At 63.5% G+C, this 18,987-nt stretch carries 20 protein-coding genes; 9 read left to right on the top strand and 11 right to left on the bottom strand.

Annotation, left to right across the window (positions count from 1 at the left end; translation table 11 throughout):
- Nucleotides 1-7: 7 nt before the first annotated feature.
- The 6 genes from O3301_RS05885 to O3301_RS05860 form a co-directional block, all read right to left on the bottom strand.
- Complete coding sequence (locus O3301_RS05885) at nucleotides 8-214, bottom strand: hypothetical protein (protein WP_102296696.1); 207 nt, start codon at nucleotides 212-214, stop codon at nucleotides 8-10.
- Between the two features lie 80 nt (nucleotides 215-294).
- Nucleotides 295-1,212: a site-specific tyrosine recombinase XerD gene (gene xerD, locus O3301_RS05880; protein ID WP_305053104.1), complete on the bottom strand. Its 918-nt coding sequence runs from the start codon at nucleotides 1,210-1,212 to the stop codon at nucleotides 295-297.
- The gene (locus O3301_RS05875) at nucleotides 1,209-1,721 is read right to left on the bottom strand and encodes a methylated-DNA--[protein]-cysteine S-methyltransferase (protein ID WP_305055857.1); all 513 of its coding nucleotides are present in this window, start codon (nucleotides 1,719-1,721) and stop codon (nucleotides 1,209-1,211) included. Before O3301_RS05875 ends, xerD begins: the two co-directional genes overlap by 4 nt.
- Nucleotides 1,722-2,146: 425 nt before the next feature.
- Nucleotides 2,147-3,427, bottom strand: a complete 1,281-nt coding sequence (locus tag O3301_RS05870) for a TRAP transporter large permease (protein ID WP_099666605.1) — start codon at nucleotides 3,425-3,427, stop codon at nucleotides 2,147-2,149.
- Nucleotides 3,424-3,996: a TRAP transporter small permease gene (locus O3301_RS05865; protein WP_099666604.1), complete on the bottom strand. Its 573-nt coding sequence runs from the start codon at nucleotides 3,994-3,996 to the stop codon at nucleotides 3,424-3,426. Before O3301_RS05865 ends, O3301_RS05870 begins: the two co-directional genes overlap by 4 nt.
- A 123-nt stretch (nucleotides 3,997-4,119) precedes the next feature.
- On the bottom strand, nucleotides 4,120-5,112 hold the full coding sequence (locus O3301_RS05860) for a TRAP transporter substrate-binding protein (RefSeq protein ID WP_251351784.1): 993 nt from the start codon (nucleotides 5,110-5,112) through the stop codon (nucleotides 4,120-4,122).
- A gap of 145 nt (nucleotides 5,113-5,257) precedes the next feature.
- Here O3301_RS05860 and O3301_RS05855 point away from each other — a divergent pair, with 145 nt between their 5' ends.
- Nucleotides 5,258-7,276, top strand: a complete 2,019-nt coding sequence (locus O3301_RS05855) for a PAS domain S-box protein (RefSeq protein WP_305055856.1) — start codon at nucleotides 5,258-5,260, stop codon at nucleotides 7,274-7,276.
- A gap of 32 nt (nucleotides 7,277-7,308) precedes the next feature.
- On the top strand, nucleotides 7,309-7,893 hold the full coding sequence (locus O3301_RS05850) for a response regulator transcription factor (RefSeq protein ID WP_034780029.1): 585 nt from the start codon (nucleotides 7,309-7,311) through the stop codon (nucleotides 7,891-7,893).
- A 46-nt stretch (nucleotides 7,894-7,939) separates the two neighbouring features.
- On the opposite strand, the gene O3301_RS05845 is transcribed toward O3301_RS05850, so the two are convergent.
- Together O3301_RS05845 and O3301_RS05840 are read right to left on the bottom strand one after the other, a co-directional pair.
- On the bottom strand, nucleotides 7,940-8,767 hold the full coding sequence (locus O3301_RS05845; RefSeq protein ID WP_305055855.1) for a siderophore-interacting protein: 828 nt from the start codon (nucleotides 8,765-8,767) through the stop codon (nucleotides 7,940-7,942).
- 22 nt (nucleotides 8,768-8,789) lie between these two features.
- On the bottom strand, nucleotides 8,790-9,449 hold the full coding sequence (locus O3301_RS05840; protein WP_305055854.1) for a PadR family transcriptional regulator: 660 nt from the start codon (nucleotides 9,447-9,449) through the stop codon (nucleotides 8,790-8,792).
- 146 nt (nucleotides 9,450-9,595) lie between these two features.
- On the opposite strand from O3301_RS05840, the gene O3301_RS05835 reads away from it, so the two are divergent.
- Nucleotides 9,596-9,940, top strand: coding sequence for a DUF3052 family protein (locus O3301_RS05835; RefSeq protein WP_289898872.1), 345 nt, complete (start codon nucleotides 9,596-9,598; stop codon nucleotides 9,938-9,940).
- A 7-nt stretch (nucleotides 9,941-9,947) separates the two neighbouring features.
- Here the strand turns inward: O3301_RS05835 and queG are convergent, their stop codons facing one another.
- On the bottom strand, nucleotides 9,948-11,039 hold the full coding sequence (gene queG, locus O3301_RS05830; protein ID WP_099666599.1) for a tRNA epoxyqueuosine(34) reductase QueG: 1,092 nt from the start codon (nucleotides 11,037-11,039) through the stop codon (nucleotides 9,948-9,950).
- 78 nt (nucleotides 11,040-11,117) lie between these two features.
- Here queG and tsaE point away from each other — a divergent pair, with 78 nt between their 5' ends.
- The 3 genes from tsaE to O3301_RS05815 are packed head-to-tail and all read left to right on the top strand — an operon-like array spanning nucleotide 11,118 to nucleotide 13,821.
- Nucleotides 11,118-11,606, top strand: coding sequence for a tRNA (adenosine(37)-N6)-threonylcarbamoyltransferase complex ATPase subunit type 1 TsaE (tsaE, locus tag O3301_RS05825; protein ID WP_305055853.1), 489 nt, complete (start codon nucleotides 11,118-11,120; stop codon nucleotides 11,604-11,606).
- Nucleotides 11,570-12,970 carry an N-acetylmuramoyl-L-alanine amidase gene (locus O3301_RS05820; RefSeq protein WP_289917192.1) on the top strand — a complete coding sequence of 467 codons (1,401 nt, stop codon included), beginning with the start codon at nucleotides 11,570-11,572 and terminating at the stop codon, nucleotides 12,968-12,970. Before tsaE ends, O3301_RS05820 begins: the two co-directional genes overlap by 37 nt.
- A gap of 14 nt (nucleotides 12,971-12,984) precedes the next feature.
- Nucleotides 12,985-13,821, top strand: a complete 837-nt coding sequence (locus tag O3301_RS05815; RefSeq protein ID WP_305055852.1) for a D-hexose-6-phosphate mutarotase — start codon at nucleotides 12,985-12,987, stop codon at nucleotides 13,819-13,821.
- A 98-nt stretch (nucleotides 13,822-13,919) separates the two neighbouring features.
- Here O3301_RS05815 and O3301_RS05810 read toward each other — a convergent pair whose 3' ends face one another.
- Nucleotides 13,920-14,819, bottom strand: coding sequence for a carbonic anhydrase (locus O3301_RS05810; RefSeq protein ID WP_305055851.1), 900 nt, complete (start codon nucleotides 14,817-14,819; stop codon nucleotides 13,920-13,922).
- Between O3301_RS05810 and O3301_RS05805 the strand changes: the two genes are divergently transcribed.
- Nucleotides 14,788-15,009 (top strand): hypothetical protein, encoded by a 222-nt coding sequence (locus O3301_RS05805; RefSeq protein WP_305055850.1) that lies wholly within the window; start codon nucleotides 14,788-14,790, stop codon nucleotides 15,007-15,009. The genes O3301_RS05810 and O3301_RS05805 overlap by 32 nt on opposite strands.
- Before the next feature lie 99 nt (nucleotides 15,010-15,108).
- Here O3301_RS05805 and O3301_RS05800 read toward each other — a convergent pair whose 3' ends face one another.
- Nucleotides 15,109-15,759 carry a VTT domain-containing protein gene (locus tag O3301_RS05800; RefSeq protein ID WP_071075583.1) on the bottom strand — a complete coding sequence of 217 codons (651 nt, stop codon included), beginning with the start codon at nucleotides 15,757-15,759 and terminating at the stop codon, nucleotides 15,109-15,111.
- A gap of 248 nt (nucleotides 15,760-16,007) precedes the next feature.
- On the opposite strand from O3301_RS05800, the gene O3301_RS05795 reads away from it, so the two are divergent.
- Both O3301_RS05795 and mutL read left to right on the top strand, forming a co-directional pair.
- Nucleotides 16,008-16,946 (top strand): peptidylprolyl isomerase, encoded by a 939-nt coding sequence (locus tag O3301_RS05795; RefSeq protein WP_305055849.1) that lies wholly within the window; start codon nucleotides 16,008-16,010, stop codon nucleotides 16,944-16,946.
- A 38-nt stretch (nucleotides 16,947-16,984) separates the two neighbouring features.
- Nucleotides 16,985-18,889 carry a DNA mismatch repair endonuclease MutL gene (gene mutL, locus O3301_RS05790; protein ID WP_305055848.1) on the top strand — a complete coding sequence of 635 codons (1,905 nt, stop codon included), beginning with the start codon at nucleotides 16,985-16,987 and terminating at the stop codon, nucleotides 18,887-18,889.
- Nucleotides 18,890-18,987: the final 98 nt, after the last annotated feature.

Below are 18,987 nucleotides of genomic sequence, written 5' to 3'. Positions count from 1 at the left end.
CGGGGAGTTACTGGGGCTGGGCGGGTGCGTCGCCTTCGGCGGCCGGATCTGCGTCGACGTCGGCGTCGTCCGCTTCCGGCTCATCGCCTTCGCTGCCATCGGCCGGTTTCGGATTGTTCTTCGCTTCCAGCTTGCGTCTGGCTTTTTCCTCGGCTTTCTTCTTCTTTTCCAGCTCTTTTTGCCGTTTTTCGTATTGGAAATTTGTCTTGGCCATTTACTACCTCTTTAGTTTTTTATTGTTACAGATAAGCACATAGGGCACATTATGACGCAGTTGGAGCAAATACAAAATTTTTAGCCGCGCGGATGATGCTGCGCATGCAGCAGTTTCAGCCGTTCGCGGGCCACATGCGTGTAAATCTGCGTGGTGGAAATATCGGAGTGCCCCAGTAACAATTGCACAACACGCAAGTCCGCGCCATGGTTGAGCAAATGCGTGGCGAACGCATGGCGCAAGGTGTGCGGCGACAGCGGTGCCGTGATGCCGGCGCTCAGCGCGTGTTTCTTGATGATGACCCAGAACATTTGCCGCGTCATGGCGCCGCCGCGCCGCGTGACGAACAGCGCATCGTCCATCTGGCCATCGAGGATGACGCCGCGCGCTTCCTTCAGGTAGCGCTCGATCCACAGCCGCGCCTGCTCGCCGAACGGCACCAGGCGCGTCTTGCTGCCCTTGCCCGTGATGCGCAGCACGCCATCGTTCAGGCTCAGTTCCACCGATTTCAAGTCCACCAGCTCCGACACGCGCAAGCCGCTCGCATACATGAGCTCCAGCATCGTGCGTTCGCGCAGGCCCAGCGGCGTGCTGACGTCGGGCGCCGCCAGCAAGGCTTCCACTTGCGCTTCACTCAAGGTGTGCACGAAGCGCGCCGGCTGCTTGGCCGAGACCATCTTCAGGCACGGATCGGCCGCGATATGCTTGTGCCGCAAGGCCAGCTGGTAAAAGCGCTTGAGCACGGACAAGCGCCGGTTCGACGAGGTCGCCTTGCTCTCGTCGTGGCGGGCCGCGAAATACGCGTCGATATCGGCCGTGGATACTTCGTACAGGCCCTCGCGCCCGGGCCGCGCCACTTCCAGCCAGCGCGCGAACAGGCGCATGTCGCGCCGGTAGGCATCGAGCGAGTTCTTCGACAGGCCGTCCTCCAGCCACAGGCTGTCGCAAAATTCATCGATCAGGGTCGTGTTGTCGGGCGCCAGCAGGCTGTTCATCATCGTTTGGACCATCCCATGCCCTCGACACCTTCATGCGCCAGCAGCCAGCGCTTGACGCCCAGGTGGAAGCCTGTCGCATCGTCGTGGTGGGCAAAGCCGCCCAGGCCGCCCGCGGCCGTGACCCGGTGGCAGGGGATCACCACGGGAAACCAGTTGGCGCCGCAAGCCTGGCCCACGGCGCGCGGGGCCGAGCCGATCAGGCGCGCCACATCGCCGTACGTGCGCACCTGGCCGCGCGGAATGCCGGCAATCGCCGCCCATACGCGCTGCTGGTAGGCGCTGCCCGCGTCTGCCAGCGGCAGGTCGAAGACATAATCGGGATCAAGGAAATAGCGCGCCAGTTGCCGGCACGCCCGCTCGGAGACGGCATCCTGCGCATCTTTTTCCGCGAAGTGCGGCGGCAAATACACCAGTTCGCATAACTGGCCATCCTGCGCGCGCACGCCCATGGCGCCGAACGGCGCGGCCACGATGGCGCTGAACAGTTCACTGCCCTGTTGTTTTTTCATCTGCTGATCAAAGTTCAAGTGTGGCATATATACAACCTGCCGGCGCATCTGGCTGCGCCCCGGTGATTATGCACCGACTTTGGGCGTGCCGGCGGACGTTTCCCCCGCACGAAAAAAAAGCGCACCAGTCGGTGCGCTTCAAATATTGCTTCACGTTCCCGGTCGTTTGGGTCCGCCGGTGCCGGCTTATGGCCGCAGACAGCTATGACTCAACAACTTCTGTGAAACGTGTGTCTCCTCAATATATCCCCGGTATCAATACCGTTTTTATAGACCACTCCCCCACTAACCTTGTTACCAATTCTGTATTTCAGCCTTGCTACCAGGGCGCATATGCATATACGTGTTTCCCCTTAAGGCTGCCCATCATAGCGCATTTATTCGGCCGGATCGACTTTTTTTGCACCATGACGGGGACAACTGTTTTAGTTGTAAATTAAATTTGGCAACCACAGCGAGATTTGTGGTACGTAGGTAATCAGCACGAGGAAGCCCAGCATCGTCAGCAGCCACGGCATCACGGCCACGGTCAGCTCCGAGATGCCCATCTTCGTGATGCCGGACGCCACGTACAGGTTCAGGCCCACGGGCGGATGGCACATGCCCACTTCCATGTTGACCACGATCAAGATGCCGAAGTGCACAGGGTCGATGCCCAGCTTCATGGCCACGGGGAACAGAATCGGCGCCATGATCAGCACGATGGACGACGGTTCCATGACGTTACCAGCCAACAACAGCAGCACGTTGACCACCAACAAGAAGCTGATCACGCCCAGGCCCTTGCCCGTAATCCATTCAGCCATCGCTTGCGGGATGTTTTCGCTGGTCATCAGGAACGAGAACAGCACGGCATTCGTGATGATGTACAACAGCATCGCCGACATGGCGGCCGAATCGAGCAAGACCTTGCCCACTTGCTTGATCTTCAAGTCCTTGTAGACGAAGACGGCGATGATGAAGGCGTACACGGCGGCCATGGCGGCCGCTTCCGTCGGCGTGAAGGCGCCCGAATAGATGCCGCCCATGACGATGACGATCAGCAACAAGCCCCAGGCGCTTTTCTTGAACGTCACGAAGCGCTCGCCCCAGCTGGCCTTCTGCATGCGCGGATAATTGTGCTTGCGCGCCAAGAACCACGTGGTCAGGCCCAGCAGCATGGCCAGCATCATGCCGGGAATCACACCCGCCATGAACAGTTTGCCAACGGACGTGTTGGTGCTGACGGAATACATCACCATCACGATCGATGGCGGTATCAAGATGCCCAGGGCGCCCGAGGTGGTGATGACGCCGGCGCCGAAACCGCGCGGATAGCCCTGCTTGACCATGGCCGGCAGGATGATGGAACCGATCGCCACGACGGTGGCGGGGCTGGAACCGGAGACGGCGGCAAACAGCGCGCACGCCATCACGCCGGCCAGCGCCAGGCCGCCATGCCAGTGGCCCACCATGGAGCTGGCGAAGTTGATCATGCGCCGCGCCACCCCGCCATGCGTGAGGAAGTTGCCCGCCAAAATGAAGAACGGGATGGCCATGATTTCGAATTTTTCGATGCCCGTGAAAATCTTCAGGGCCACCGATTCGATGGGCACGCTGGTCATGGTAAACAGGAACGTCAGTACCGTCAGGCCCAGCGAAATGGAAATGGGCATGCCGGTCAGCATCAGCGCCAGCAGCAATACAAAGATGATCAGCGCGTTCATGCCTTGGCTCCTTTTTCTTCAGCCGTCAATTCGTCTTCCAGCCCCTCGACATGCGAATGGTCGTGTTTCGGCAAGGCGCCCGTCTTGATGAAATGCACCATCACCTGCAGGAAGCGGAAGCACATCAGGTAGGAACCCAGCGGGACGGCCAGGTAAACCAGCCACATCGGCACTTCCATGTCGGCCGACGTCTGGTCCGTGTGGCCGATCGACCACACGAAGCTGGCGCCCAGGGTGCCCACGATGCCCGTAAACAGGGCGCCGGCCCCCAGGCCGAAGACGATGAAACGGTCGCGCCAGCGGGGATTCATGCGGTTGATCAAGACGTCGACGCCCACGTGGATGCCCGTGCGCACGCCGTACGCGGCGCCGAACTTGGCCATCCAGACGAACATGTAGATGCACAGTTCCTGGGCCCAGCTGGTATTGATTTGAATCAGGAAGTCTTGCAGGCCGGGGATAGGCAAGCCGGCCAGGTAGCGGTGCACGACCGCGACGAAGATGATGAAGGTGGCGGCGCCCATCAGGGACGCGATCAGCCACTCTTCCAGGTGATCCAGAAATTTCATGGTGGACTTTCAAAGAATGCGGGTACACGCACTCCCGCGCAGGACGCGCAGGAGTCGTTCAAACGGACTGGCAGGGTGCCCTGCCTGCCGCGCCAGGCGGCGCGGCGCGCTACAGCCTGCGGCTTACTTCGCGCTTTCCTTGTTGATGGCCGAGATCAGATCTTTGCCGATGCGCGCTTCCATGGCCTTCTGCACGGGCGCCAGCGCCTTGCGCCACTCGGCCTGCTCCTGCACCGTCAGGGTATAGATCTGCGTCCTGCCCGCCTTCTTGATGGCGTCGAGGGCCTGGTCATTGTCGCGCTGGGCGATGGCTTTTTCAAACGTGGTCGCCTCGCGCATGGCTTTTTCCAGCTGGCCGCGGATTTCGGGCGGCAAGCCATCCCAGAATTTCTTGTTGACGATGACGGCATAGCCCAGGTAACCGTGGTTCGACACGGTCACGTGCTTTTGCACTTCATGCATCTTTTGCGTGTACATATTCGATGGCGGATTTTCCGTACCGTCGACCACGCCCGTCTGCAGCGCCTGATACACTTCCGAGAAGGCCAGCACCTGCGGGTTGGCGCCTAGCGCGCGCATCTGCGCGTCGAGCACCTTGGACGACTGGATGCGCATTTTCAGGCCCTTGAAATCGGCCGGCGTATGCAGCGGCTTGTTGGCCGACATCACCTTGAAGCCGTTATCCCAGTAGGCCAGGCCCGTGATACCCTTGGGTTCCAGTTTCTTCAGCAGGCTCTTGCCGATTTCGCCTTCGGTGACGTTGTACAGCGCCGTCTTGGTGGGGAAGATGTAGGGCAGGTCGAACGCTTCGAATTCCTTTACGCCCAGGGGGCCGAACTTGGCCAGCGACGGCGCCAGCATCTGCACGGCGCCCAGCTGCAGGGCTTCGAGTTCTTCCTTGTCCTTGTACAGCTGGCTGTTCGGGTAGAGTTCGACCTTGACCTTGCCATTCGTGGCTTTCTCGGCCAGCTGCTTGAAGCGCTCGGCGGCCTGGCCTTTCGGCGTATCGGTGGCCACGACGTGGCTGAATTTGATGACGATGGGCGCTTGCGCGTAGGCGTGGACGCCGGCGGTGGCGCCGATGGCGGCGCACAGCGCGACGAACAGGGTTTTCATTGGCGGCAGTTGCATTTTTGTCTCCTGAGTGGTTTTTTAAAAAACTTTATTTTTTGTCTACTTGGATATTGTGCCAAAGAAACTACTCCGGCTATTGTGGTTAACCACAATAGCCGGCTCCCGATAAGCCGCTACCCTGCCAGCCATGCCGACTTCCCCCACCTTTGCGCGCCGCTTCAAGCTATCGAGCCCGATGCGCTGGCTGCTGCCCGTCATCCTGCTGCTGCTGTTCCTGTCCATCCTGTTCTGGCTGCCCTGGCAGGCGCGCCAGATGGAAAGCAACGAACGCCAGGAGCAGCTGATCGCCGACACCCTGTGGGTCGAGCAAACCATCCGCTTCCAGCTGGCGCGCAACGAGGAAAGCCTGTTCAACCTGGGCGTGGACATCGCCAGCGCCTCGCTGGGCGCGGAAAAAGTGCACGAACGGCTGCAGCAGATGCTGCGCAATGGCCGCGAATTGCAGCGCGTGCTGTGGCTCGACACCAGCGGCAAGGTGCTGGCTACCAGCGACAACAGCCTGCCGCATGCGTTGTCGTTTTCGCCAGCCTCGCTGACGGCGGCCGACAATGCGCGCCGCCTGCACCGGGGCCAATATGCCCAGCCTTCGCAGCAGAGCGGCTTTCCCGACGCTCCGCCCGGCGCCATGCTGATGGATTACCACCAGCCCCTGTTCGACGGCCAGCGCTATGTCGGCAGCCTGGTGGCCACCTACCAGATCAGCAGCCTGCTCGATGAAATGGTGCCGTGGTGGTTTGCGCAGGATAACCAGATTTCGCTGATCGACCGCGACGACAAGGTGCTGGCGCGGCGCGCCGCCGCCGGTCCCGGCCACGGCGTGTACACGCACAAGCGCGCGCTCGACGTGCCCGGCGCCACCATCACCCTGTTTACCGACAGCGTGAAAAGCCAGCCCAAGCTGCTGCCCAATCTGCTGGTCGGCTCCGTCATCGCCCTGTCGCTGGGTTTATTATGGAGTCTGCTGGCCCTGTGGCGGCATATTTCGCGCCGCCTGGTGGCCGAAGGCGCGCTGCGCCAGCAGATGCTGTTTCGCACGGCGATGGAAAACTCGCTGGTGACGGGCATGCGCGCGCGCGACCTGGAAGGGAGAGTCACGTACGTCAATCCCGCGTTTTGCCAGATCGTCGGCTATCCGCCCGAGGAAATCCTGGGGCGCCTGCCCCCCATGCCCTACTGGGTGCCCGAGGCGCTGGAGGAATATCAGCAGCGCTTCGTCAAGGCGCTGGCCGGCAATCCCACGCCGCAGTTCGAGACCTATTTCCAGCGCCCGGACGGCACGCGCGTGCCCGTGCTGATCTTCGAGGCCCCGCTGGTGGACAAGAACGGCCAGCAGACGGGCTGGATGGGTTCCGTACTCGACATCTCGGACCGCAAGCGGGTCGAGGAATTGAATCGCCAGCAGCAGGAAAAGCTGCAAACGAGCTCGCGCCTGGCCACCATGGGCGAGCTGGCGTCGATGCTGGCGCATGAATTAAATCAGCCGCTGGCGGCCATTTCCAGCTACACGACGGGCGCGCTGAACCTGATCCGCCGCGCCATCGAGCATGACGCCCCCGTCGATCCGGGCACCCTGAAGCCGGCACTGGAACAGGCCAGCGCGCAGGCGCAGCGGGCCGGCCAGATCATCCGCAGCGTGCACGATTTCGTGCGCAAGAGCGAGCCGCAGCGCCAGGATATCGCCATCCGCACCCTGATCGACGGCATCCGCGCGCTGATCGACCTGCAGGCGCGCAAATACTATGTCACCATCCAGGAAGAGCTGCCGCCGGACCTGCCGCTGCTGCGTGCCGATCCCGTGATGATCGAGCAAGTGCTGCTGAACCTGACGCGCAACGCCATCGAGGCCATGCAGGATGCGGCGCCGGGACGGCGTATCATGCGCCTGCGGGCCAGCCACGATGCGCAGCAAGGCATGGTGACGGTGGACGTGATCGACCATGGACATGGCATCCCGCAGGAAGTGGCCGAGCGGCTGTTTTCGCCGTTTTTCTCGACCAAGTCCGAAGGCATGGGTATGGGCCTGAACATCTGCCGCACCGCCATCGAATTTCACGGCGGCGCGCTGACCTTCGGCGCCAACCCCGCTGGCGGTACGATCTTTACATTCAGCGTGCCGGCCGCGCCGCGCGCGCCGCACTCGCCTTAACGAATAACGCATAACGACAATCCGGAGACACCATGCTGCACATCATTGACGACGAAGAGGTCGTACGCGACTCCCTGTCCTGGCTGGCCGCCTCGCGCAGCATCGAGGCGCGCAACTACGCCAGCGCCCAGCAATTCCTCGATAGCCTGGACGGCAGTTTCGACGCCGCCGGCGACTGCGTGCTGCTCGACGTGCGCATGCCCGACATGAACGGCATCGCCCTGTTCGACCAGCTGGTCAAGCGCGACCTGACGGCGCGCCTGCCCGTGATTTTCCTCACCGGCCACGGCGACGTGCCGATGGCCGTCGACAGCCTGAAACGGGGCGCCTTCGATTTCTTTGAAAAGCCGTTCAACGACAACGACCTGATGGACCGCGTACAGCAGGGCCTGGCCAACTCGCGCCAGGCAGGCGAACTGGCCGCCGTGCACGCGCGCCTGGCCACCCTGTCGACGCGCGAACGCGAAGTGCTGGACCTGATTCTGGCGGGGAAGATGAACAAGGTGGTGGCCGACAAACTGGGCATCAGCATGCGCACCGTGGAAGTCCACCGCGCGCATATCTTCGACAAGATGCAGGTCAAGACGGCGGTGGAGCTTGCGGGGTTGTTGAAGTAGACTGAAATCCGGGGTCAGACCCCGGATCGAGGTTTCAAGTATCTAATCAGTCTTCGTGATGCTCATGGTGCTCTTCCACGCCATGCTTCCAGTAGCTGGCCACGTGCAGATGCTGCTTCGGCACCCCGGCGTCGATGAAATGCCCGCGCAAGCCCTGCACCTGCGCATGCTCGCACGCCACCCACACATAGCCATCGCCATCCTGCGGCAAGGCGACCTGCGCCAACGCTTCCAGCAGCAGCGGTCCCTTGCGGCCATGGCGCGCCACCCAGCGCACGTCCAGCTGCGCCGCGCACTCCAACGCGATCTGTTCGCCGTTTTCGACGATCTCGATCACGGCCGTCGCGCGCGCCGTGGCCGGCAGCTGCTCCAGGCGGCGGGCAATGGCCGGCAAGGCCGTCTGGTCGCCCACCAGCACATACCAGTCGAAATCGAGCGGCACCAGCATCGAGCCGCGCGGTCCGCCCACGCCCAGGGTCTGGCCGGGTGCAGCTTGCGCCGCCCAGCTGGCCGCGGGGCCGTCGCCATGCAGCACGAAGTCGATTTCCAGCTCGCGCCGCGCGGCGTCGTAGCGGCGCGGCGTGTAGTTGCGGGCGATGGGACGCGCGCCTTCCGCGTACTGGATGGGATTCGAACCATTGCCCAGCACGGGAAACACGGGTTTGTCTTCGCCGGGAGCGGGGAAGAACAGTTTCACGTGGTCGTCGTGCGCCGGCGAGACAAAGCCGTCCAGGTCGTCGCCGGCCAACGTGATGCGGCGCATGTGCGGCGTCAGCTGCTCGGTGCGCACGACGGTGAGCACGCGCAGTTTCAAGTCATGCCGCACGCGCTCGATGGCATGCGGGCGTGGTGTTGCTGGTGATGCAGTAGTCATGGCTTATCCTTGTAAAGTAGGCTCAGTGGCCGTCGACGATGGCGTTGGCCGCCTGTTCCAGCACGGCCGAGACGCGCTCGGCTTCCGCTTCGCTCCAGCTGGTCTTGTTCAGCAACAGCGCATGCTTGAGGGTGTGCATGGCCTGGCGCACGCGCTCGGGCAAGGCGTTGCGCGCCTGGACGCGGGCAAACATGTCGAGGCGGGCCAGGATGCCATCGACCTGGGCGCGGTTCTCGTCGAGGTAAGCGCGGCCCAGGTCCGTAATCGTGTAGAGCTTTTTGCCGCTGGCGCTTTCGGAGGACGTCACGTGGTCCTGCTCTTCCAGCAGGGTCAGGGTCGGATACACGGCGCCCGGGCTGGGGGCATAGGCGCCGCCGCAACGCTCTTCGATGGCCTTGATGATTTCATAGCCGTGGCGGGGGCTGATCTCGATCAGCGCCAGCACGATCAGCGGCAGGTCGCCGCGGCCGAAGACGCGCTCGGCCCGTTCGCCGCGCCCGCCCCTGCCACCGGGGCCGCCAGGGCCCATGCCGTCGCCGCGCTCGTCGAAGCCGCGCGGACCGCGGCCGTGCATGGCGTATTCGCCGCGGTGCTCGTGGCGGTGGTCGTGACGGTACTCGCCGTGATGGTGGTGATGATGATGGCCGCCGTGGCCGTGTTCTGCGTGGTGTGAGTTTCTCATGTTTTCTCTTTAAAGATATATCGTTAGCAGGTATCGTCATTTTATAACGATATATCGATAAGTCAAGGAGAAATTTGTTATGCTGGTCTTTCTTCAATCGACACGTCCCTGCCATGCCTGACAAAACCGCCGCTGAAAAAATGTACGTGAAAAATGCCAAAGCCCTGGCCGTGCTCAATGACGGCGGCGAGCATACGGCCCTGCTGGCGCAGCTGCCGGCCGAGCGGCGGGTGAGTGAAGGAGAAAGCGCCGACTGGATCGTGCTGTTCGCGCGCAGCCGCGCGGAACTGGAACGGTTCCTGCCGGTGGCGCAGGCGCGCCTGGCGCCCGGCGGCGCGGTCTGGGTGGCGTACCGCAAGGGTGGCGTGAAGGCGGGCAGCGACATCCACCGCGACGATATCCGCAATTTTGCGCAAACCATGGGACTCGACAGCGTGGCAATGATCGCCATCGACGCAAACTGGTCGGCGCTGCGCCTGAAGCAGGCTTGAGAGGGGGTTAAACGACGCCGTGCAAGGCCAGCGCCCACTCGACGTGCTCCCGCACGATGGCCGACGGGTGCTCGCGGCGCGACAGCAGGGCCGCGACGATGTCGGCCTGGCCCCGGGCCTTGGCGGCCGCGTTGCCCATGCCGACGGCCAGGTTGCGCAGCCAGCGTTCGTGGCCGATGCGGCGAATCGCGCTGCCTTCCATGCGGCGGTTGAATTCTTCTTCCGTCCAGGCGAACAGCTCCACCATGCCGGCGCTGCCCAGGCTGTGGCGCTCGTCGAAATCGGGCACCACGGCGCGCTGAGCGAACTTGTTCCACGGGCAGACGGTCTGGCAATCGTCGCAGCCGTACACCTTGTTGCCGATCAAAGGCCGCATCTCGACGGGAATGGCACCCTTCAATTCGATGGTCAGGTAGGAGATGCAGCGGCGCGCATCGAGCTTGTGCGGCCCCAGGATGGCTTGCGTGGGGCACACCGTGATGCATGCCGAGCACTGGCCGCAGCGTGGCGTTTCCGGCGGGTCGACCGGCAGCGGCACGTCGATGAGGATTTCGCCGAGGAAAAAGAAGGAGCCGCCCTGGCGGTTGATCAGCAAGGTGTGCTTGCCGCGCCAGCCCAGGCCCCCTTTTTGCGCCAGCTCGACTTCCATCACGGGCGCCGAATCGCTGAAGACGCGGTAGCCGAAGTCGCCGATTTCGCCCTTGATGCGCTCGGCCAGCTGCTGCAGGCGCGAACGCATCACCTTGTGGTAGTCGCGGCCCCGCGCATACACGGAGATCACGGCCGCCGCGGGATCGGCGTCGCGCGCCGCCTCGCGTTCGCGCCAGTCGGGCCCCAGCGCCGGCGGCAGGTAATTCATGCGCGCGCTGATGGCGCGCACCGTGCCCGGCACCAGTTCGGCCGGGCGGGCGCGCTTCATGCCGTGGCTGGCCATGTAATCCATTTCGCCGTGATACCCTGCATCGAGCCAGGCTTGCAAGGGCGCTTCCATGTGCGACAGGTCCACATCGGCGATGCGCACCTCGGCAAAACCCAGCTCGCGCCCCCATTCTTTAATGGTGCGCGCCAAGGCGGCGAGATCGGTGACGGTGGCGGACATAGGGGACTTTACGGAAAACGGCAGGCGCGCGGGCGGTTACAATGACAGCAGCCTCCATTTTATGCGATACCGAAGATAATGACCGAACACTTCAAAGCCCACCTCCACGACGAAGCCGGCACCGCCGCGCTGGGCGCCGCGCTGGCGCGCGCGCTGGCGCCGGGCCTGGCGATCTACCTGCACGGCGACCTGGGCGCCGGCAAGACGGCCCTCACGCGCGCCCTGCTGCACGCGGCCGGCCATGCTGGACACGTGAAAAGCCCCACCTACACCTTGTCCGAACCGTACACGGTGCAGCTCGATGGCCAGAGCGTCAACGTCATCCACTTCGACCTGTACCGCATGGGCAGCGCCGAGGAATTCCTCGACGCCGGTTTTCGCGAAGACTTCGACGGCCGCAATATCTGCATCGTCGAATGGCCGGAGAAAGCCGAACCGGTGCTGCCGCCGGCGGACCTGAATATTTATTTGAACGTTGCGGGTACAGGACGTGATGTAGAATTGCAAGCGTCTTCTGAATTGGGTCTGTTATGCCTTCACCGTCTCAAATTCGCCCCGAACCTTTGATCTCCTCGCCCATCACCCGGCGCACGGTGCTCAAGGCCGGCGGCACCCTGCTGTTGTCCGTGTTCGCGCCCATGTCGGCGATGGCGGCGCAAATTCTCGCCGTGCGCGTCTGGCCGGCAGAGGACTATACCCGCGTCACCCTGGAAAACGACAGCATCCTCAAGGCGACCCACTTCATCGTCAAGGACCCGGAACGGCTGGTGGTCGACATCGAAGGGCTGGAACTCAATCCCACCCTGAAGGGCCTGGTGGCGAAGATCCAGTCGAACGACCCGTATATCAAGCAGGTGCGCGTGGGCCAGAACCGGCCCAACGTCGTGCGCCTGGTGTTCGACCTGAAAGAGGAAGTCACGCCGCAGCTGTTTACCCTGCCGCCGGCCGGCTCCTATAACCACCGTTTGATCTTCGACCTGTATCCCGTGCGCGAGCCGGACCTGATCGCGCAGATGATCGAAAAGGGCGACTGGTCGAGCGACCCGGCCAAGCCGCCCATGGCCGACACGCATACGCCGCCGCCCGCGCTGCCCCTGCCCGAGAGCGGCAAGCCGCCCGTGGCCGCCGTGGTGCCGCAGGTAGCGCCCATCGTGCCGCCCGTGCCCGACGTCCGTCCGGAACAGCGCCCCGAAGCGCGTCCGCTGCCAGGGCAGAAAGTGGTGCGCATGATTACCATCGCCCTCGATCCCGGCCACGGCGGCGAAGACCCGGGCGCCATGGGCAGCCGGGGCAGCCGCGAAAAAGACGTGGTGCTGGCCATCGCCAAGCGCCTCAAGACCAAGCTGGAACTGCAGCCCAACATGCGCGTCATGCTCACGCGCGACGCCGACTTCTTTGTCCCGCTGGGCATGCGCGTGGAAAAGGCGCGCAAGGTGCAGGCCGACCTGTTCGTCTCCATCCACGCCGACGCCTTCATCCAGCCGACGGCGCGTGGCTCGTCCGTGTTCGTGCTGTCCGAAAAGGGCGCCACCTCGACGGCCGCGCGCTGGCTGGCCAACAAGGAAAACCAGGCCGACCTGATCGGCGGCGTCAACGTGAAGAACCACGACAAGCAGCTGGCCAGCGTGCTGCTCGACCTGTCGACGACGGCGCAGATCAATGACAGCATGAAGCTGGGCAAGGCCGTGCTGCGCGAAATCGGCGGAATCAACCGCCTGCACAAGGGTTCCGTCGAGCAGGCCGGCTTCGCCGTGCTGAAGGCGCCCGACATTCCCTCCATCCTGATCGAGACGGCGTTCATCTCGAACCCGGAAGAAGAAGCCAAGCTGACCGACAACGGCTACCAGGACCAGATGGCCGACGCCATCGTCACGGGCATCAAGAATTACTTTGCCAAGAATCCGCCGCTGGCGAAAAGCCGCCTGACCTGACATGAAAGCCTAGCATGAGCAACAGCACTTTTGGCCTGCTGCCGGCCGTGACCATCCGCGCCGCCGACGGCGCGCAGGCGACCGTCACCCTGTACGGCGGCCACCTGGTCTCGTGGCGGACCAGCAATGGCCAGGAGCGCCTGTTCTGCAGCCGCGCATCGAGCCTCGATGGCAGCCGCGCCATCCGTGGCGGCGTGCCCGTGATCTTCCCCCAGTTCGGCGCGCGCGGCACGGGCATGCGCCACGGCTTTGCGCGCGTGGCGACATGGCAGCTGGAATCGACGGGCGACGCCGATGGCGCAGCCTGGGCGCAATTTGTCCTGACCCAGGCTGACTTGCCGGAAGCGATCGCCGCCGCCTGGCCTTATGCCTTCACCCTGCGCCTGCGCGTGGCCGTCAAGGCGCAATCGCTGGAACTGCACCTGTCCGTGCACAACACGGGCGAACAGGCGTTTCCGTTCTCGGCCGCCCTGCACAGCTATTTTGCGATTGATCAATTGAGCGAGGCGCGCATTGGCGGCTTGCAGCGCGTGCGCTATTCGGACGAGACGCCGCAAGACGCCTTGCAGGCGGAAGAGGTGCTGCAATTCGAGGACAAGCTGGACCGCATCTACTACCAATTGCCGGGCGCCTTGAGCCTGCAATCCGGCAGCCATACCCTGCGCCTGGAACAGCAGGGCTTTACGGATGCCGTCGTGTGGAATCCCGGTGCGCAAGACGCGGCCGCCCTGTCCGACCTGGCCGACGACGAGTACCAGCGCTTCCTCTGCATCGAGCCAGCCCTGATCCAGCCCGACCTGCTGGCTGCCGGCGCCGAATGGACCGGCCGCCAGCGCCTTGAATTTATATAAGAGTGACTGAAAAAGTCCAGGGCTAGGCGCCTCGCCGAAGACAGTACGCATGTACGACGAGGCGGGGTAACAACGCCATGGGCTTTGCTCAGGCGCTCTTAATTCGACTCCTTGATGATGCGGCCGTTGGCAGGCTGAATCGGGCGCGCATTCAAGGGATACAAACGGCTGAACAGCGCCATCTGCGCCGGCGAAGCCTGCACCGGCTGCTTCATCACCATCCACAACACGCCTTCGCTGCAAGGCGGCTCCGTCATCGATCCCATGTAGGTGTAGTAATCGCGCCGCGTCGGCAGCATCTCGGCCGGGTCGAGCAGGATGGTCGGCTGCATGGTCTCGAATTTTTCCAGCGGCAGGTTATTCCACACGGTCTGGATGGTCGCCTGCGGCGCGCCCCGCTCCAGCAGCAACGCCAGCACGGCTTGCCGGCCCTCGGCATCGCGGTGCACCAGGTGCACCACCATCTCGAAGGCCTTGCCGTTGATGCGCTCTTCGGACGGCCGGTGGAAATGGAATTGCTGCAGCTCGAACATGCGGTTCTGCACCGTGATGTAATTGCCGCCGCTGACGCCCACCTGCACCGTGTGGCCATTGTCGACCACATTGAACGACGACGGGTGGTAGTCAAAGCTGATCTGCTCAAGCTCCACCTTCATGCCATCGCGGATATCGATCGGCGACTGGCGGTTGCCATTGCCGCACTTGGCCCAGTCGACATTGATCTTGCTCCAGTTGGACGGGCCGCTGTCGCCCTCGTACGACCAGTGCGTGCCGCGCGGCACGGGTGGCGGTGGCGGCGGCGCGGCCTTCACCACGGCGGCGCGCTTGGCGCGGGCGGCGGCGCGGGCCGCCTGGGTGGCGCGCATTTCCGCCAGGCGCGCCGCGATGCGTTCGGACAGGTCGACTTCGGCCGCTTCTTCCTTCTCGCGCGCCGTCGGCGCGACGACGACAGGCGCCTTGGCCTCCTTGCCCTTCACCGATTCGGTCAGGGTTTTCATTGCGGCCGCACGCGCCGACGCCGACATGGGCGCGGATGCAGCGGCGCTCGCCGAAGCGGGGGCCTCTTTGGCGCTTGCCATGGCCGCCATCGCGGCAAGGCTGCAAGCTAACAGGGCGCTCAAATGTCGCATGGAAATCCAGAAAGTGAGAATACCCTCTGGTTTACGGCTGGAAAGCAACAAAACTTGAATCAGGGCGGGAGTAAAACAGAAACAAGACAGCGAAAAACGGGATCCGGGGCCGGCTGCGGGCTGTGCCGCAGCGCGCTGGCCTCGGATCCATGCGGCCTTACGCCGACTTGCCGACCATGCGCTTGTAGAGTTTCCACATGCCGCCCAGCACCACGGGCACGACGGCGGCGCCGACTCCGATCAGCACGATCAAGGTCAAGTGGTCGCGGATCCATGGGATATTGCCGAAGAAGTAACCGGCCGTCACCAGGCCGACCACCCACAACAGGGCGCCCGTCACGTTGTACATCTGGAAGCGCGCATGCGTCATGTCGGAAATGCCGGCCACGAACGGCGCGAAGGTGCGCACCACCGGCACGAAACGGGCCAGGATGATGGTCTTGCCGCCGTGCTTTTCAAAGAATTCATGCGTGCGGCGCATGGCATCCTTGTTGATCCAGCGGTAATCGTGAGTAAACACCCTTTGCCCGATGGCCTCGCCTATCCAGTAATTGAGCGTGTTGCCCGTGACGGCGGCCGTCACCAGCAAGGCTATCAGCAAGCCCAGGTGCATCTGTCCCGTCGCGCAAAACGCGCCGGCGATAAACAATAAGGTATCCCCAGGGAAGAAAAACAGCACCACGAGGCCTGTCTCGCAAAAAATAATGGCAAACAGCACCGCATACACGAGGGTACCGTACTGCTCGATCAAGAGACCCAGCGTCTTGTCGACATGCACGATCATGTCGAGGAATTGCACAAAATCCATATATTTTTCCCTAAAGGTAGCGGCGGAATCATACACCACCCGGCCAGCGCAACGGCAGTCCCCGGGCCGATATTTCGTGATTAATTCGGCAGCGCCCTTGGCGGCGTGGCATTTTAAGTAAAGGTTAAGGAAACGCCTTATCGGCAGACAACTGTCAGGATTGCCATATGCAATGTTTTTCCAACGAAATATTGCTATTCCGGTATACACTTTCTGCACGGCGCAACCCGCGTCGACCAGGAGAAAACATGTATCGACACCCACTGAGCGGCCTGACCATGGCCACCGTACTGGGCCTTGCACATCTGACTGCCCACGCGGCGCCCGTCCAGATCAAGGCGCCCGCCGAACTGCCCGCCAAGGCGACCTTGGCCGACGTGATCAAGGCTTCGAAGCCGTCCGACTGGCGTGCGCTGGACCCGGACAACACCCTGTACCTGGACATTCCCGCCGGCCGCGTGGTAATCGAACTGGCGCCGGACTTCGCGCCGAAACACGTGGCCAACATCAAGGCCCTGGTGGCCGAGCAGTATTACGACGGCCTGGCCATCACGCGCGCGCAGGACAACTGGGTGGCTCAGTGGGGCGATCCGAACGAGAAAAATCCAAAACCGATCCAGCATGCCCAGCGCACCCTGCCCGGCGAATTTACGGTACCTTTGACAAACGTCAAGAGCTTCACGCGCCTGCCGGATGTCGACGGCTATGCGCCGCAAGTCGGCCATTCGAACGGTTTCCCGTCCGCGCGCGATCCGAAAACTGGCACGGCCTGGCTCACGCACTGCTATGCCACCGTGGGCGTGGGGCGCGACAGCGCCAGCGACAGCGGCGGCGGCACGGAGCTGTACGCCGTCATCGGCCAGTCGCCGCGCCACCTGGACCGCGACATCACCGTCGTCGGCAGAGTCGTCTCCGGCATGCCATTGCTGTCCACCCTGCCGCGCGGCACGGGCCCCATGGGCTTTTATGACAGCCCCGAGAAAAACGTGCCGATCAAGGCCATCCGCCTGGCCGCCAGCGTGCCTTTGGAGCAGCGCAGCAACCTGGAAGTGATGCGCACCGACAGCGCCACCTACCAGGCCGTGCTGGAAGCACAGCGCCACCGCGGCGGCCCGTGGAGCAAGGTCACGGCCGGCCATGTCGACGTGTGCAATGCGCCGATACCGGTGCGGGAGGTGGCGAAGTAGCCGGTGCCCGGCAATTCGCAACCCGTTATAATCAAGGGATGAACGCTCCCATCACGCCCCACCGCCCGATCCAGGCCCTGCCTGACCAGTTGATTTCGCAAATCGCCGCCGGCGAGGTGGTCGAACGGCCATCCGCCGTCGTCAAGGAGCTGCTGGAAAACGCGCTCGACTCGGGCGCCACGCAGATCACGGTGCGGCTGGAAGAAGGGGGCGTGAAACGCATCGCGATTACCGATAACGGGCGCGGCATCGATAAAGATCAGCTGCCGCTGGCCCTGGCGCGCCACGCCACGTCGAAGATCGCGTCCCTGCACGACCTGGAGAACGTGGGCACGCTGGGCTTTCGCGGCGAAGCGCTGGCCTCGATCGCGTCGGTGGCCGCCGTCACCGTGACGTCGCGCACGGCCGACGCGGCCCACGCCTGGGAAATCATCGGCTCGCACAATGGCAGCGTCTCGCCATCGTCAGGCGCGCACGGGACCACGGTCGACGTGCAAGACCTGTATTTCAACACGCCCGCGCGGCGCAAATTCCTCAAATCGGAACAGACGGAGTACGGCCACTGCGCCGAAGTCGTACGCCGCATCGCCCTGGCGCGGCCGGACGTATCGTTCTCGCTGTCGCACAACGGCCGCACCATCGACCAGTGGAATATCAGCGAACTGGCCAAGCGCAGCGCCCACATCCTGGGTAATGACTTCGCCGAAGCCCGCCTGGCGCTGGACGAATCGGCCGGCACCTTGCGCATTCACGGCTTTGCCGGCTTGCCGACGGCGTCCAAGGCGCGCGCCGACGGCCAGTTCTTTTATGTCAACGGGCGCTTCGTGCGCGACAAGCTGCTGGTGCACGCCGTGCGCATGGCCTACCAGGACGTGCTGCACGGCGACCGCTTTCCCTCCTACGTGCTGGCGCTCGACCTCGACCCGGCCCTGGTCGACGTCAACGTGCACCCGTCGAAGATCGAAGTGCGTTTCCGCGACAGCCGCTCCGTGCACCAATTCGTTTTCCACGCCGTGCAGCGCGCGCTGGCGCAAACGTCGGCCACGGCCTTCGGCAGCGTGCCGGCGCCCCTGCCGGCCGCCTCCAGCCTCGGCGGTGATACCGCGGGCGCAGGTTTGGGTGGACCTGGCATCTGGCGCCGCGAACAGACGCAAACCTCATTCGGCGCGCAATTCACGAATACCTTCGCGCCCGCCTCGCCCGGCGCTGCCCGCCCCTTCTTTGCCGACGCACCAGGCGTAGCCCAGGACACGGCGGCCTACGGCGCCCTGTTCGGCGGCGCCGCATCCTCGCCGATCACGCAGGCGGAGCCCTACATCGCCTCGCCCGAAGCGATGGCGCGCGAAGAATATCCGCTGGGCTTTGCCCTGGCCCAGCTGCACGGCATTTATATATTGGCGCAAAATACCAAGGGCCTGGTGCTGGTCGACATGCACGCGGCGCATGAGCGCATCCTGTACGAACAGCTGAAAAACGCGCTGCAGGCGCAGGTGTCCGGCCAGGACATGCAGGTGCAATCCTTGCTGATCCCCGTGACGTTTTATGCGGACGCCATCGAAGTGTCGACGGCGAATGAAAACCAGGACACCTTGAAGGCGCTGGGCTTCGACATCGCTGCCCTGTCGCCCACCACCCTGGCCGTGCGTTCCGTGCCGACCCTGCTGAAAAACGCAGACGCGCAAACGCTGGCGCGCGACGTACTGCGCGACGTGCGCGAATACGGCGGCTCGCGCGTGCTGATCGAGCGCCAGAACGAATTGCTGGGCACCCTGGCCTGCCACACGGCCGTGCGCGCCAACCGAATTTTATCGGTACAGGAAATGAATGCCCTGCTGCGCCAGATGGAAAGCACGGAACGCGCAGACCAGTGCAACCATGGCCGGCCGACGTGGGTGCAGGTCGAGATCAACGCGCTCGACAAACTGTTCCTGCGCGGCCAATAAAAGAGCCTGAAAAACGCCCATGGCGGCGTTGCACTGCCTCGCCGTACTGGTCGTACTGTCTTCGGCAATGCGCCTTGCCCTGAACGTTTTGCCAGTCT

Source organism: Janthinobacterium sp. SUN211 (genome assembly GCF_030587315.1).
In the GTDB taxonomy this organism is placed as follows: Bacteria; Pseudomonadota; Gammaproteobacteria; order Burkholderiales; family Burkholderiaceae_D; genus Janthinobacterium; species Janthinobacterium kumbetense.
The sequence above is the reverse complement of the archived record's forward strand: the minus strand, read 5'-3'. Positions and strand labels throughout refer to the sequence as shown.